Source organism: Microcystis sp. LE19-41.2A (assembly GCF_027530405.1).
In the GTDB taxonomy this organism is placed as follows: domain Bacteria; phylum Cyanobacteriota; class Cyanobacteriia; order Cyanobacteriales; family Microcystaceae; genus Microcystis; species Microcystis aeruginosa.
The window spans coordinates 1-14496 of sequence record NZ_JAPZQJ010000442.1; the positions used below are offsets into that span (position 1 = coordinate 1).

The window sequence follows — 14496 nt, forward strand, 5'->3', positions numbered from 1 at the left end:
TGGAGGGATCGGGGGTAAAATTCAGGTACTTTTTCCCTGAAAATTAGGTAACTGACTACCTCAAAATCGGTAAAACCCTACACCCCACACCCCACACCCCACACCCTGCCCCCACCAACAAACTTTTTCAGCAGACCCTACCTAAAAATGATCGGTAAAGATGGAGTGAACAGGATTTTAGCTGGTAAATTTTCATCGAAGAAAAAACCATTCATGCAATTTTTCTGACTTCATAGTGATTCGCCATCAATCTTGCTGCAAATTGCATACAGGCATAAATATCTTCTCGATTCAGAGAAGGATATTCTTCAAGGACTTCTTCAATAGAATCCCCTGCTCCCAAAAATTCCATAACTGTTTGCACAGGAATTCGGGTTCCAGCTATAACAGGTCTTCCATTACAAATATCTGGATGGATATGGATACGACTTTCCATTAAGGTTTTGTTACCTCTTTGATGATTTAAAGTAAGCTTATTATACCCTTTCATAGTAACAGATAAGGATGTTGGGTTTCCTTAAAATTGATCGCTGCAGCGGTAGGACCCGCATCAGGGAACGCACCCTACCAGAGCAGCGATCATACTATTCCCAAGTTAGAGTTATACCTTCTAGTTTACATACTCTCTGAATAGTTTCTAGTTTACTCTCAGTCAATTTCCCAAATAGGTGAACTCTCATTTTATGCTTGGGATAATACTGTCCATAACTCTTTATTTGCCCGATCGCTGATTTCCAGCCTTTTGTATTTTTAACTTCAATTATTTCTGTATTAGTTAAGACATCTATTCTACCTACCTTATCAATGTAAACCTCGGTTTTTCCTCCTAATTCCCCAGCCAGTTTGTCCCGATACCAAGCCTCTGTCCCCTTTACAGGAGTATTTATCTCCGGCTCAATAACTATGCCATTAAGCTGATTAATAAAGTCCCGAATTGCTCCTCTTACTAATTTTTGAGCAGCATTGGGGGACTGTCTTTTCCGTTTAGCCATTACTTACTCAGTGAATAATTTAGAGATCCCATACCCAGCTAAACCAATTACTGCTCCTACTGCCGCTACGGGAGCCATTGTAACTGCAACTGCCGTCCCCCCTACTGCTAATCCCATACCTCCAACTAATGCTGATATACCGGCTCCAGCACCCGCACCAATTGCCGCTGCTCCAATTGCCGTTGCGTCTTGTTCTTCTATTGCTTTTTTGGTTCCGTAAACTGCCGTGCCGACCACTGCTCCTGCCGCTGCTACTGGAGCCATGCCGACGCCTAGAGCAGTTCCTCCTACAGCAAGTCCCATACCCCCAACTACTGCCGATGCACTAGCTCCAATCGCTGTACCCACTCCCACTGAAATCATTGCCTCTTGAACTTCTTCTGGCTTATTTTTCTCCGTCATTATTTTTTGCCTCATTAGCTTTGGGTAATTATGAAACTCTAGCATAAGACAGACAAGCCGTGAACCACAACAAGCCAGGCGTTAAGGCGCATAAGTGCCAGTCGGGTGCATACAGTTATTAGCTGGCTTCTGGTATTACCAGCCACTGATTGTCTGAGATTTCCAAGGTTTTGAAACAACAGCGAAACGCTTTGCCTATCGGGCTGCAGGCATACACTCCGATTTGGCAATCGTCGGCTATCTTGTGTAAGTGTGTGATCCGCATTTGCAGCCAAGCCTGCCCATCATAAGAATTCTCTAGCAGAAAATCGCTCCCCCGTTTACTGATGCGATACCACATTTCGCGGTATCGTGAAGAAATGTCTTGCGTTGCCCAATCAGAATATCCCAAATTGGTCACCACAGAACCAAGCCGACTAGCTTGTTCGCTTTCATATTCCGTGGAAACTTTTATCCAATTCCGACTGTCAATCCGCACCATTAGGCCACATTGATCATATTTTTCCCGAGGCTGAAATTCTACTTGGGTCATTAGGGAAAAATCGCCAACTTGTCGCATCAATAAGCAATGCCCATCGTCTCTTTGAAAACCATAGTGCGTGTTTTGCCAAAAATCAGTTTTTTCATCTGTAGAAATTTCCAAGCCATTACCCAAACGATAATGCGTCGGCTCGTTGAGCCAGTAAAAATCATCTGACAATGCTGGCTGTAAAAAATTTTCACTAAGTCGCATAATATCGCTCCTAATCAGATACATCGTGATATTACGAGGCCAGCTAACCATTGATTATACAGAAACTTTCCGAATAACCAAAGTAGGAATATATGGAAACTTTTGGCATATCACCCCGTTCTGTAGATTCCTGACAATCAGCCGAAATAACATCAGCTTTCCCCCAAGGTTTTAGCACCAATTGTTCAATCTGACTGCACTTCGTAACAAAAATTTACAACTCGATCATAAGCGATCGCACTCCCGTCCTTCGCTGTGCCTAGACGTTTTTAGATTATTATCATTTGCTTAAATCAATGTTTAAGGAACGCACGCTACCAGATTGGTGTACTGTTACAGAGCATCCAAAACCAAAACTTTTAAATCTGGGACAGCAGCTAAACGGGCATCATTGGTCAAGAAAAACATAGCACCTTCTCCCATAGCAGTGGCAATCTGGATTGCGTCTGGAGTTCGCAAGTTTTGTCTTGCTCTTAACTGGGCGGCAACTTCGGCAATCTCAAGGGAAATAGGTACAGTAATTAGGGTTTGCTGAATAATGGTAAAACCCTTTTAAAATAAGGCTTTTGACCTGTTAAAATCCGATGTTCATGCTGCGAAAATCGGATTGGGACCATCAAAAACCTGGCATTATCCTTATTGTAGTACATCAGTTGGTACAAAAAAGAGAGGGCAACAAAGCCTGAAACTCCCGACGACCGGCTACTGACGACCGGCTACTGACTCCTAACCCCACCAACAAACTTTTTGCCGCAAACCCTAATTAAGTTTTCTTGATCAAGAAGAATATCACGATACTGGCAGGCAAGTTCTACATTACCTGAGCGTAATGGATGCACCAAAACTTCCGTCAGCGTCAACGTAGAGGTAACAACTTGAAACTCGCCTCGACTTAGCGCCCCAAAAAAGGCACGCACAAGCCCTAAATATGCCTGATTTTGCTCCATCAGGTAAATGAGTGGTGCGGTATCCAACCCCACAACTTGACCTTGTAGTTGCATCAGCCATTCCATGAGGCACGTTCCTGATTAACGTACTCTTGAGCATCAAGTCCATTCCAGATTTCTTTTCCTAGTCCTTCTAGTTCCATAATGCTATGCTTGGGCTTAACAAGCATAGGGCGACGTACCATTACAGCTAACTCTTTTAATAAGCGAAGTTGCTCGTCTGGGGTGAGATTCTCAACTTGCCGGCGAACATCTTGATAGGTAGTCATGCTCTTTACTCCCTGTTTCTTCTATTAATCATGTCATATTGCCCACAGATCACGGCTCCAAAAAGTAAGGTAAAATGCCCCCATATTTGTCTATATCCGACCGCACTCCCGTCCGTCCCTGTGCCTAGACGTTTTTAGCTTATTATCATTTACTTTAATCAATGACCATGGTGTGTTCCCCAAAATCGATCGCTGCAGCGGTAGGACTTACATTAGGGAACGCATCCTACTAGATCTGCACTACGTTTTTGGAGTAGTGCCATTCTTTTGCTTGCTCCTCACGAAGACTGCCTTATTTTTTCGCTGAATCTCGAATAAGTCAATAGCCTCGAACAGGCCACTCAACTTTGCATATCCGTAGTTGCGTGGGTCAAAAGATGTCTGATTTGCTATGTGTCCGCCAATCTCTGCCAAATTCGACCAACCATCATCGTCTAGAGTGCTAGAAACCGCGCCCCTCAATAAACTGATTAATTTGGTGTCTTGCTTCAACTCTTTACCAGTTTTCTTAACACTTGCAGAAACTTTGGAAGTCTCCTCAGAATTTACTGCTTGATCAATAGTTTCTAGGTATAAAAATGTTGAACACGCATAAACAAAAGGCAATGGTGTTTTCTTCTCGCCAAATCCATAGACTTTTAAGCCATTTGTCAAAATTCGCATCACTAAAGGAGTAAAGTCACAATCGCTCGACACGATTGCAAAAGCATCCAACTGTTGTGTATACAGCAAATCCATTGCATCAATAATCATTGCAGCATCAGTAGCATTTTTGCCCTTCGTATAGTCGAACTGTTGGACGGGGCGAATAGCGTATTCGTGCAAACACTCCTCCCAAGCTTTCAGCGCAGGACTTTTCCAGTTTCCGTAAGCCTTACGAATATTGGCAACTCCATACTTTGCAATTTCAGAGATGATCGCCTCAATTTTTGATGCAGGGGCGTTGTCTGCATCAATTAGCAGTGCAATTTTTGATTCTGATTGCAGCATATTGCTCCAGGTGTGCTGATCACTTTAATTTTTGAACTCGAACAGAGACTTTTCAAGTATGCCCCAACCTATAACCTAAGCCATCTAACTATTAATTATACAGAAACTTTCCGAATAACCAGAGTAAGGATATGGGGAAACTTTCGACATATCACCCCGTTTTGTAGATTCCTGACAATCAGCTGAGATACAAAGAACTTTTCAGCGACCATAGCACGAATTATAATTCTTCAGGTAACTGAGCAGACTAACTATAAAGTTGCGATGGCGGAGCAAATTCTTTCTCTACTCTTGTACTTAATTGTCATTCTAACGGCTTTTTGGTTTATTAGCCACCAAAAAACGCCCCGTAGTCATCCCGCCTATCATCTTGCCTGTTTACTAGAAGATGCTCCTGAAAGCTCTTTAAAGGGTCAATTTTGTCCCCTGGCTACTCCCTTGGCTACCCCGATCGCCTGTACTGTTCCGCAGGTGTGGCGCAGTGTATATAGGCAGTCTCTGGCAAAACCGGATGTTAACTATTGGCAATGGCGCGGTATGCCCGAAAATGAGCAGTTTTGTCGGGAATTAGGGGAATTATTGCGGTTAAATCCGGCTGGAGGTTACGCTAAGGAAATTCTGGAAAGTCTCGCCTTGGGTCAAGATCCTTTTTATCATCTTTACTGGGATCTAAAAGCGATCGCTAATAGTAACTTTAACACTATTGGCACTAATAAACTAGCTGAGGGCAGATTTGCCAGGCGAGATTTGCGAACTCATCAGCAGATGCGGAGGGATTTTCGTCAATGGCATTTACAAGCTTGTGAACAGTTGGGAAAAGAGCGGGTTAAAGCGGTTTATCGGCGGTGTTATGGGTCAGATTGGTCATTAATCGCCCAAATTCTCTATCCTTCGCCCCGTTCCTTGGCCGTGATGATTATAGAGTCCGCTAATCCCGTTTGGTGGCGAGTTTTGGGGATTACTCCTTTTACCACGACTAGCCGGATTGAGAACAATTATAAAACTCTCTTGTGTTATTGGCATCCCGATCGCAATTCCCATCCCAATGCGACAGAAATCACCGCCCATCTTAATCGCGCCTACGATTGTTATCAAAGTTTTCAGGAGATGAGTAGTCAAGATAATGCACCTTTGTGGACGAAAATCCGTCGCTGGATTCCTTAGACTTGACTCTAGTTTTTCCCTTGACTTTTTCCTTAACGAAAGAATGTTAGTCTAGGAACAATTTATGACCACGCTTGCACTCTCAGGGTAATGAATCTAGTGCTTTTAAACAATCGCTACCAAATTGTTAGTATCCTTGCTAGGGGGGGATTTGGGGAAACTTATATCGCTATCGATACGAATATGCCTTCTCAACGGCGCTGTGTGATTAAAAAATTGCAGCCGGCTATTCAAAGTGAGGGGATGCCAGAATGGTTAAAAGAACGTTTTCAGAAAGAAGCAAGCGTTTTAGAGGAATTGGGGGAACAAAATCGCCAAATACCCCGTTTATACGGTTATTTTGCCCAAGATAATCACTTCTATCTGGTGCAGGAGTGGATTGAAGGGGAGACACTAACCCAAAAACAGCAACGACAGGGAAATTTATCCTCCTCAGCAGTGCGGACGATTTTGGAGAATTTACTGCCTGTTCTTGATTTTATTCACAGTCGCCGCATTATTCACCGGGATGTGAAACCCGATAATATTATCTTAAGAAATAGTGATAATTTGCCCGTTTTAATCGATTTTGGGGTAATGAAAGAGGCAGTCGCCACCTTACTCGATCCTACGGGAAAAAGTGCCTATTCGATCGCCCTTGGCACCCCCGGTTATATGGCTTCGGAACAGGCTGCCGGGAGACCGGTCTTTTCTAGTGACCTTTACAGCCTAGGCTTAACGGCGATTTTTTTATTAACGGGAAAAACTCCCCAATATCTAGAAACTGACTCGCGCACGGGGGAAATTCTCTGGCGACAGGAGGCAGAAAATGTTAATCCTAATTTAGCTATGGTAATCGATCGAGCGATCCGTTTTCATCCCCGGGATCGGTTTGCTACTGCCAGGGAAATGTTGGCAGCTTTGGCAGAAATATCCCCCGATTTGTCCACCCAACCGACTATCGCGGTTTCTCCCCATAGTCCCCGATTAAAGTCCTCTACACCCCCAAAACCAACCGTCTCCCCCACTGTGGTTATTCAACCCAATTCTGGGGAAAAAAAGAATCCTTGGCTGTGGATTTTGCTGATTTTTGCGGTGACAATTGGGGCTTTTGCCCTAGGATATCGGGGATTTATGGCTCTTTTACCCAAAAATGAGGAAATTGAACCATTACCAACCCCTGAACCTTCTCCTAGTCCTGAAATCATTCCTCCTCCCTCCCAAGATTTTCCCCCTATCCGACGACCTTCTCGTCAACGGACTCCCATTTATTCCCCGACTCCTACTCCCTCCCCGACTCCTACCCCAGAGGTGATTCCTAGTCCAGAAGTGACTCCAGAATTAACTCCTAGTCCCACCCCAGAAGAAGTAATTCCTATTCCTGTTCCTCTTCCTGAAACAGATCCAAGTCCTCAAGTTTCTCCCCTTCCTTCCCCTTCTCCTTCCCCTTCCCCTGTTCCAGAGGTGATTAATCCCCCGGTTAATGAGGATAAAATTGAACCGATCGCTCCTCCTGTTTTATCACCTTCTCCTCTTCCCACGGTGGAAAATAGTAATTAATCTAAAAATACGGGTTTTTCTTTAAGCTCTAGCACGAAAAATTTGATTAGCAGTGAGGTTTAACTCTGGAAAAATCCCTGAAATAAGACGTTGATCCTGTTTAAATAAATTACCTTGATATTCTCCATCTATTAATTGATAGATAGAAATGGTGGGTTCTTTGGGGCTGCCGATATATCGGGCCGAACCTTTGGCTAAATAATCGATAATCCAATATTCGGCAATTCCTAATTGTTCGTAGTCGTCGAATTTTTTCAGATAATCATCTCGCCAATTGGAACTGACAATTTCAATAATTAATTTAGCTGATGTTGCCAGAGAAATTGAGGAAGCGGTTTCCCAATAGGGATCGTTAACTAGATTTTCTCTGTCTAAGACAATAATATCGGGTAGATAACCTGTATGGGGTCGAAGGGGTTTTACTGCCGCAGTATTAGGGATAAAATAGGGCAATTGCTGCCGATTTATCTCTAAGAATAGGGTTCCAGAAACAAATCCGCCAATTTCTTCGTGTTTTCCGATCGGTCGCATCATGGGCAATAATTTTCCTGCGATTAATTCGTATTGTTGTCCATCATCGGGATATTGATTGATATAGTCATCAAAAGTCAACAATTGGGGGATGGTTTGGGTTGTGGTCATGGCAGTTAGGGGAATAAGAGAGATGATTTTTCTAGATTCTAACTCGATTAACGACGTTGCCACCAAGTCAATCCAGCTAGGGTAAATCCTACTAAAGGCATCACTACCATCGCTATCCAAAAAATAGCGTTAGCTTGCAGGGGATTTAAATTGATTCTTCTATTTTCTGGTTCCTTGGCCCGGATAGATAAGGTGGCTGTTTCACCACTGGCTAACCACTGCACAGAATTTAAAAATATATCTCCGTTTAACTGTTGTTCAAACAGTCCATCGCTGGCAAAGCTGGCATTACCAATCACGATTAATTTACCTTTTTTTCCCGTCAGGGCAACTCCTAGATCAAAGGGGCCGGCTAAATCTTTTTCAGGGTTAAACTGGAGATTCTGATCATTTAAATCACTCTCAGCCCACATTTTATCATTAGTAATCATTAAAGATACGGCTTCAATTCCTTCGATGGGAACGGTAGCGATAGGACGAGCAAAGGGAAAGATAGAAATACCGTTGGCAAAATCGCGAGTAATCGGATGATTGCCGTAATTGGTAATAATGGGACTAGCCGGACCTAAACCGATAATTTCCCCGGCACCGGAAGCATCAATAATAATCCGATTATCCAGTTTCACACCCCAAGGGGTTAATAAGGGTTCTAATCCGGTTTCGGTTTGGGGGTCAATCATTAATAAAATTTTGCCCCCTTGCTCAAGATAGTTTTTTAAAGCGGTGACTTCCTGGGGAAATATTTTTCTTTTGGGACTGGCAATAATAATGACATCGGCATTATTGGGAATGGTGGAACGTTCCACTAGATTAAGTGGTTCTACTTGATAACCTTTTGCTTCTAAACTATTGACTGCTTGTCCTAAACCCCCTTGAGGTTCTTTGATGGCATTTTCTCCATGACCTTGCAGAAAGTAAGCGGTTAAAGTGCGATCGGTTTTAGCGGTTTCGATGGCGTTACTCAGTTTCGCTTCGGTGAGACTTTCCTCTTCACTAATAGTTTTTAGAGGTTGTTTTTTGTCACCATACTGTAGATAGACTCTAGACAGATTATCATCAGCTAGTTTTTTAAATTCTTGGACAATATTGGGTTTTTTCTCGGGATTAACTATCTCGTACTGAAATTGGGGGTTTTTGCGTTGATAATTGGCTAAAAGTTCCTCTTCGTTGCCACTGATTCCCCGGGTTGAAAAAATCCAGACTTTGACGGGTTTTGACAGATTGGTTAATAGTCTTTCGGTTTGGGGGGATAAACTAAAGATTTGGTTTTCGGTTAAATCAACTCGATAGGGATAACGGAGGGCGAGAAAGTTAATTAAACCAATAACGCTGAGGACAATAATAGTAGTAATGAGGGTTTGAGTGCCGGTGCGGGTACTTCTTTTTTGCCAAAAGTCTTTGGAAGTGATTACTAATAACAACAGCCACCCTAGAAACAAAATAGCTCCGGCAATTAATAACCCCAGAGAGAGGGATGACCATTGACCGGAGATTAACCCCACGGTTAAGCCGGCACTACCCAGAAATAGGGCGGGTATATAGAGAAATTTACCGTATTTTTGCCAGGATCTCATAGTTAGTTTCTTTGATAACGGTCCGCTTCGATCGCTTGAGTAGTTAGGAAGATTCCCAGCAGAATATAACTGAGGAGGATGACTAAACTACTACTGTCAAAAATTCCCCGCACGAAATTGTTAAAGGGTTGATACCAAGATAGATGGGATAGTAATTCTTTCAGGAAAAATCCGATCTGTTCTCCCACTTCTCCTCCGATGCGATCTCGAAAGAAGGTTTCGGCATTGTTAGCAATTACATCCAGTATCCAGATAAATAAGATGGTGATAAAGGTGATGATGTAAGCAAGGATAGAACTATTGGTGAGGGAAGATATAAACATCCCGATGGCTAGGATGGCCGCTGCCAGTAAAATTAATCCTAGATGAGCTAGTAAAATACTGGCTATATTTACTGGGGGAACTGCGGTACTAAAAACCACTATTTCGTAAATCCAGAGGGGGGTAATCATCACGGTAAAAAAGGCTAACACTCCCAATAATTTACCGATGGCTATACTCCAATTAGTCAGGGGAGAAGTGGCTAAAAGTTCTAGGGTTCCCTGTTTTTTTTCCTCTGCGTATAATCCCATAGACAGAGCCGGCAAAATTACCAACAATAAAGAGGATAAAATAATGCCGATGAAAGTGGTCATAAATTCAGACACCGTATCTCTGGCTACCAGAAATCCCGATTGTTCTTGGATACCAATATCGAGAATAATGCCGTAGAGAAGGGAGTTAAAGAAAAATCCTGCTACTAACCAAAATATCCCCATAATGATATAGGCATTGGCGGCGGTAAAATAGCTTTGAAATTCCTTGCGAAAAATCGCCCAGATATTATTGATCATGTCTCTCCTCTTGCTGGTTACTTTCCCCGCTGCCGATTACTTCCAGAAAGATGTCTTCTAGGGTTTTACGCGTGCGACGCATTTCTAATAGGTTATAACCATTGTTGACAACTATTCTAGCAAGTTCTGCCCCTAGGTTTGTCCCCGCTTGACCAACAATTTTGAGCAGATTATCGCCGACTTTTGCCCCTTGCTCGACTTGCGGCATTTGTTGAAGGATTTCTAACAGGGAATCCCTATCACCTTCGATCTCAATTTCATAACTGGAACCAGCAGGGGTAGCGGTAGTAATATTATTGGCTACGATGCGACCCCGATTAATAATTGTCGCTCGATCGCAGGTAATACTCACTTCTGGTAAAATATGAGTGGAGAGAATAATTGTATGTTCTCCCGCTAAACTTTTAATTAGATTTCTCACCTCGATAATCTGTTTCGGATCCAATCCTACTGTCGGTTCATCTAAAATAATTACCGGTGGATCGTGTACAATCGCTTGGGCAATTCCCACACGCTGTTTATAACCTTTGGATAACTTGCGGATAATAACTTTTCTTTTTTCTAGTAACTGACATTTACCTAAAACTAAATCTACCCGCGCTTTTCTATCCCCCGATGAGATGCCTTTAATCCGCGCCACAAAATCAAGAAAACCTTCCACGGTCATCTCTGGATACAAGGGGGGATTTTCGGGAAGATAACCAATGCGACGACGCACTTCTAAGGATTGTTGATGCACATCGTATCCTGCTATCCTTGCTGTTCCCGTTGTGGCAGGAATATAACCGGATAAAATCCTCATAGTCGTGGTTTTTCCCGCTCCATTTGGTCCCAAAAAACCGAGTATTTCTCCTTTTTCTACGGTAAAATCCACGTCACTGATTGCCGCGGTAGAACCATAAATTTTACTCAGATGTTCGACTTCAATCATAAGCTTTATCAGTTGGTAAAGAGGAGACAGGAGACAGGAGACAGGAGACAGGAGACAGGAGACAGGAGCGAGGAGAATATAATAAATAAAAGTAATGCCCTCATTACTGATAACTGATTTTTCCCAGACTATGATCCCGATTAATTTCTACCACTAGATGCGCTTGTTTGAGCAGGGGTGGGAGAAATAATTGCGGATGTAAACTTTTCCAAAAATACTTGACAAATTCCTCGATTTCTGATGGGTTCATACCTCCTTTTGCTTCGGCCGCCTGTCGCCATTCTAAACTGTAACGGTAGTCAAGGGGATAAAGAATCAGTAAGCGATCGATTTTTGACCAGAGGGGTAGATATTCTCGCAATCTTTGATTATTATCCCTGGCGAATTGTCGGTCTTCTTCGCTATTAATCGGATCGGGGGCATGATCAAAGACTGTTTCTTCTACTGGATTCATGCCCACAAACCAACCCTCGAAAAAAAGAATATCAACTCGTTCCACTTGTTCCGCTGCAATTCTATCTCCTTGTCCTCGATGCAGGGACTTGTCAAAACGCGGGATTAAAATCGGACTTTCTTGCTGACAAACCTGTTCTAAAACTTTAATTCCTAATTCTATATCATGAGTACCCGGTGGACCACGCCAGCGCAATCTTTCATCCTTTTGACGCAATTTTATTCGCTCATTATAGGTCTTATAAATATCATCTAAAGAGAGATTATTTACTTTTAAATCAAAATAGGCTAAAATAATCGACATTATGGATGTTATGGTGGTCTTTCCCGTGCCTTGAGGGGCCAAAATGCCTTGAATCAACGGTTTTGCGTGGCTGCGTAGCTGTAGCGCCCAGGGAATCCAGAAGCGCCAACAGCTGATCAAAATCTGATTTGGCTGATTTATCCCTAACTCCTGACATTTTTGCCAGACTCGCGGCCAGAGAATCGTTAATAGTTCCGCCCTTTCCTGTAGGATCAGAGGGTTAGTCTCCCTAAAATTTAAGGATTCGATCGCTAGTAAATCTTCTAGATCCGCCTCAGTTAAGGGATTTTTGTCGATTAATCCCTGTAAAATCGTCAAAATCTTCATAGCTGTTATCGGAATTAGGAAAAAACTGTCCCAGTGATTCAGGAGTAATTCTCTGGGGTTAGCCACCCATACCAGCAGATTAATCCCGCTCAAGATTTTTTTTGAGAGTGTTTTTTAGGGTTATTTGCCCAAAAATGAGGGGTTCGCAGGCAGGCACGGATTCCCATTATATATATAAGTATATGTCAAGTTCCCTTTTCAGTCAAGGGGTTTGGCCAAAAATCTCTAGCTTTGTCTCCAGTTTCTCAATCGGTTAGACTAAGAATTATTCACATTACTTAACAAAACAGCAGATGAATACAGCTGCCCTGACGACAAGGCAAAATTGGCAATGGCAAGGACATTCGATACACTATGTGCAAGCGGGTACTAGAGTCGCGGGAAAACCCCCGTTACTATTAGTCCACGGTTTTGGCGCTTCCACCGACCATTGGCGAAAAAATGTGTCAGGTTTAGCCTCAGAATGGGAAGTATGGGCGATCGATCTGTTAGGATTTGGTAGATCAGCTAAACCGGATCTTGTCTATAGTGGCAGTCTTTGGCAGCAACAATTAAACGATTTTATCAAGGAAGTTGTGGGCCAACCGACGGTTTTAGCGGGTAATTCTCTGGGGGGTTACGCTTCTCTCTGTGTGGCTGCTAATCATTCCGAGAATGTTCGGGGATTAATTCTCCTCAATAGTGCCGGTCCCTTTAGCGAGACAGAAAGCAATCGTCAGCCTAATTTAGCACAAAAATTACTGCGATCGATGCTGGTGCAACCCTGGGCCAGTTATCTCTTATTTCTCTATACCCGTCAACCCAAAACTATCCGCAAAACCCTAGAGAAAGTATATCTCGATCGCAGTGCCATTACCGAGCAGTTAATAGAAGATATCCGTCGTCCTTCCCTGGATGCGGGAGCAGCCAAAGTTTTTGCTTCTGTGTTTAAATCTCCCCGGGGGGAAAATGTGGATATTCTCCTGCAAAAGTTAAGCTGTCCCCTGTTGATGTTATGGGGTGAGGGGGACCCTTGGATGAATACTAGGGAATGCGGGGCCAAATTCCGTCAATACTATCCTTCTCTGACAGAATATTATCTAACTGCCGGTCATTGTCCCCACGATGAAATTCCCACAGAGGTTAACCGGTTGATTAGTGATTGGATGAAAAGCTTATAGGTAGTTAGGGACTGGTTATCAGGTTTTTATTTTTTTGACGCTTATTTGACCTGAAAAAAGAGGGTTTGCAGGCAGGCACGGATTCCCATTCTATATATAAGTATCTGTCAAGGGCGGGGATTTGTCAAGGGTTTTTTTGAAAAAATCTACCAGAATTTGGCCGGTAGGAAAGACATTGGCCGGTATTGGTAGAGAAGCAGATGAATGAGTAATTGCAGGGGATAACTATCTACTTTATGTCTCTGTTGGTTCCCCAATCTAATACATCTGTCTGTCTTTGTCGCAGTTGTTTGGCCGTTTCTTCTAACCAAGCAGGATAGTCTTGTTCGTATAAGTCTTTAGTTGTCATACCCTATCCTGTTTAGTGCTGGTCAGGTATCAGGTTTTTATTTTTTTGACGCTTATCTAACCTAAAAAAAGAGGGTTCGCAGGCAGGCACGGATTCCCATAATATATATAAGTATCTGTCAAGTGCGGGGATTTGTCAAGGGTTTTTTTATTGAGATTTTGTTAATCATCTCGAATACCGTGCATCATGGATTAGTAAACGCTCCGAAAGATTGGCAATATTCCAGTTTTCACCGTTATGTTGAAGAAGGAATTTATGATCAGATGTGAGGAGCTTCAGAAAAGCTGATCTTTGATAGTGATATTGGTATGGAATAAAATGTAGAAGTAAAACCCAAAAAATTAAGGTAAGAAATAAAAGCAATGTTGGGTTTGGTTACCTCAACCCACCCTACAGATCGGCGATCGCACTACAGGATCAGCGATCACCTTTATCGAGAAGAAATAGCTACCTGCACATTCGGAGAAAAATTCTCGATTTTTCGAGAAGCATTAAGAATTTCAATCCCGATTACAGGTTCTTCGGTTTGTCTTATACAATGGACGGGGTTATAAGGAATGAAACCTTTATAGAGACAGACATTGCCGCAATTTTTGTCAATTGTTGGCGATCTGGAGCGAACTAATCAATTAAATCTATTGCCAGATAAGGATTGAGTCGATTTATGCCCCCCTATCGAACCATACCAAGTAACGAAGAGCCATAAATTTCTTGAGCATCTGCTAGGGAATATTCAATTTCATCTTCTTCTTTGAAAAATTGCTCTAATGAAAATTTTTGCCAGTCTTCATCTTGCCAATTAGTATATTCTGAAATGTTGTTTGGCTCAGGGGAAATTAATCGGGTAAAGTTGGCAATTTTTTCAACAATGTCATCAGGTAATCGGT

At 42.6% G+C, this 14496-nt stretch carries 17 protein-coding genes and 1 pseudogene; 3 read left to right on the forward strand and 15 right to left on the reverse strand.

The features are described 5' to 3' along the window. Nucleotides 1–211 precede the first annotated feature (211 nt). From O9290_RS18830 to O9290_RS18865, 8 genes are all read right to left on the reverse strand, one after another. Complete coding sequence (locus O9290_RS18830; protein WP_008199295.1) at nucleotides 212–436, reverse strand: DUF433 domain-containing protein; 225 nt, start codon at nucleotides 434–436, stop codon at nucleotides 212–214. A 148-nt stretch (nucleotides 437–584) separates the two neighbouring features. After that, complete coding sequence (locus O9290_RS18835) at nucleotides 585–992, reverse strand: hypothetical protein (RefSeq protein ID WP_002757397.1); 408 nt, start codon at nucleotides 990–992, stop codon at nucleotides 585–587. Between the two features lie 3 nt (nucleotides 993–995). After that, complete coding sequence (locus tag O9290_RS18840) at nucleotides 996–1394, reverse strand: hypothetical protein (protein ID WP_002757399.1); 399 nt, start codon at nucleotides 1392–1394, stop codon at nucleotides 996–998. A gap of 118 nt (nucleotides 1395–1512) precedes the next feature. Continuing rightward, complete coding sequence (locus tag O9290_RS18845; RefSeq protein ID WP_044000145.1) at nucleotides 1513–2127, reverse strand: DUF1349 domain-containing protein; 615 nt, start codon at nucleotides 2125–2127, stop codon at nucleotides 1513–1515. A 333-nt stretch (nucleotides 2128–2460) separates the two neighbouring features. Next, nucleotides 2461–2667, reverse strand: coding sequence for a type II toxin-antitoxin system VapC family toxin (locus tag O9290_RS18850; protein ID WP_353852153.1), 207 nt, complete (start codon nucleotides 2665–2667; stop codon nucleotides 2461–2463). Nucleotides 2668–2843: 176 nt separating this feature from the next. Beyond that, nucleotides 2844–3140, reverse strand: a complete 297-nt coding sequence (locus tag O9290_RS18855) for a type II toxin-antitoxin system VapC family toxin (RefSeq protein ID WP_288056158.1) — start codon at nucleotides 3138–3140, stop codon at nucleotides 2844–2846. Then, nucleotides 3128–3343, reverse strand: a complete 216-nt coding sequence (locus O9290_RS18860; protein WP_002746864.1) for a hypothetical protein — start codon at nucleotides 3341–3343, stop codon at nucleotides 3128–3130. The genes O9290_RS18855 and O9290_RS18860 overlap by 13 nt, the downstream gene beginning before the upstream one ends. Before the next feature lie 240 nt (nucleotides 3344–3583). Beyond that, nucleotides 3584–4333 carry an NYN domain-containing protein gene (locus tag O9290_RS18865; RefSeq protein WP_002757405.1) on the reverse strand — a complete coding sequence of 250 codons (750 nt, stop codon included), beginning with the start codon at nucleotides 4331–4333 and terminating at the stop codon, nucleotides 3584–3586. 264 nt (nucleotides 4334–4597) lie between these two features. Between O9290_RS18865 and O9290_RS18870 the strand changes: the two genes are divergently transcribed. Together O9290_RS18870 and O9290_RS18875 are read left to right on the forward strand one after the other, a co-directional pair. After that, nucleotides 4598–5497, forward strand: a complete 900-nt coding sequence (locus O9290_RS18870; protein WP_288056156.1) for a J domain-containing protein — start codon at nucleotides 4598–4600, stop codon at nucleotides 5495–5497. Nucleotides 5498–5587: 90 nt separating this feature from the next. After that, nucleotides 5588–7036 (forward strand): serine/threonine-protein kinase, encoded by a 1449-nt coding sequence (locus O9290_RS18875; protein ID WP_002757409.1) that lies wholly within the window; start codon nucleotides 5588–5590, stop codon nucleotides 7034–7036. Between the two features lie 21 nt (nucleotides 7037–7057). Here the strand turns inward: O9290_RS18875 and O9290_RS18880 are convergent, their stop codons facing one another. The 5 genes from O9290_RS18880 to O9290_RS18900 all read right to left on the reverse strand — a co-directional run bounded on the left by O9290_RS18880 (nucleotide 7058) and on the right by O9290_RS18900 (nucleotide 12100). Next, nucleotides 7058–7678: a Uma2 family endonuclease gene (locus O9290_RS18880; RefSeq protein ID WP_002757411.1), complete on the reverse strand. Its 621-nt coding sequence runs from the start codon at nucleotides 7676–7678 to the stop codon at nucleotides 7058–7060. Between the two features lie 47 nt (nucleotides 7679–7725). Further along, nucleotides 7726–9252 carry a GldG family protein gene (locus O9290_RS18885; protein WP_002757413.1) on the reverse strand — a complete coding sequence of 509 codons (1527 nt, stop codon included), beginning with the start codon at nucleotides 9250–9252 and terminating at the stop codon, nucleotides 7726–7728. Nucleotides 9253–9254: 2 nt separating this feature from the next. Next, the gene (locus O9290_RS18890) at nucleotides 9255–10085 is read right to left on the reverse strand and encodes an ABC transporter permease (protein ID WP_002757415.1); all 831 of its coding nucleotides are present in this window, start codon (nucleotides 10083–10085) and stop codon (nucleotides 9255–9257) included. Beyond that, nucleotides 10075–11016 (reverse strand): ABC transporter ATP-binding protein, encoded by a 942-nt coding sequence (locus O9290_RS18895; RefSeq protein WP_288054946.1) that lies wholly within the window; start codon nucleotides 11014–11016, stop codon nucleotides 10075–10077. Before O9290_RS18895 ends, O9290_RS18890 begins: the two co-directional genes overlap by 11 nt. Before the next feature lie 103 nt (nucleotides 11017–11119). Further along, entirely contained in the window at nucleotides 11120–12100 is a 981-nt protein-coding gene (locus tag O9290_RS18900; protein ID WP_288054944.1) for an ABC transporter ATP-binding protein, read from the reverse strand. Nucleotides 12101–12393: 293 nt separating this feature from the next. On the opposite strand from O9290_RS18900, the gene O9290_RS18905 reads away from it, so the two are divergent. Beyond that, a complete protein-coding gene (locus tag O9290_RS18905; RefSeq protein ID WP_288054942.1) occupies nucleotides 12394–13260 on the forward strand; it encodes an alpha/beta fold hydrolase in 867 nt (288 codons plus the stop codon). Between the two features lie 176 nt (nucleotides 13261–13436). On the opposite strand, the pseudogene O9290_RS18910 reads toward O9290_RS18905, so the two are convergent. Both O9290_RS18910 and O9290_RS18915 read right to left on the reverse strand, forming a co-directional pair. Next, a pseudogene (locus tag O9290_RS18910) lies at nucleotides 13437–13609 on the reverse strand (DUF29 family protein); the annotation flags it as partial. A gap of 672 nt (nucleotides 13610–14281) precedes the next feature. Next, a partial coding sequence (locus tag O9290_RS18915; protein WP_288087374.1) for a hypothetical protein occupies nucleotides 14282–14496 on the reverse strand: 215 nt, incomplete at its 5' end.